Origin of the sequence: Mesorhizobium sp. M8A.F.Ca.ET.161.01.1.1 (assembly GCF_004792105.1) — a bacterium.
Classification (GTDB): domain Bacteria; phylum Pseudomonadota; class Alphaproteobacteria; order Rhizobiales; family Rhizobiaceae; genus Mesorhizobium.
Genome location: NZ_SRTD01000347.1, coordinates 1 through 314, shown reverse-complemented (window position 1 = coordinate 314; position 314 = coordinate 1). Strand labels below are relative to the sequence as shown.

Genomic DNA, 314 nt, shown 5'->3' with positions numbered 1-314 from the left:
TTCGGGAGATATGCTTCAGCGAATTGGCCTACGCCCGAGTCAGGTCAGCTGCCACGCTGCCGTCAGTACCAGGGCCGCAAGGAGCGCGACGGCGCCGAGGCGAAGCGAAAGATGGGAGGAACGAGGCGATGCCGGCGGATCGGCGTCTTGAAAGCCGCTCATCGAGACGCGGGCGGCCTGCTCCAGCCTGTTCATGTCGGCAACCGTCACGGACCCACCCTCCCTGTCGCGCTGCAACCGGCGAGGGCCTCAGGCCCTGGCAAGTTGCAGCGCCATCTGGGAAGAACAGCATCGGACTTTATGGTGAACAGCCG

At 65.0% G+C, this 314-nt stretch carries 1 protein-coding gene; it reads right to left on the bottom strand.

Going from position 1 to position 314, the window contains the following annotated elements; genetic code table 11:
* Positions 1–39: 39 nt before the first annotated feature.
* A complete protein-coding gene (locus tag EN804_RS37605) occupies positions 40–210 on the bottom strand; it encodes a hypothetical protein (protein ID WP_189602220.1) in 171 nt (56 codons plus the stop codon).
* Between the last annotated feature and the right edge of the window lie 104 nt (positions 211–314).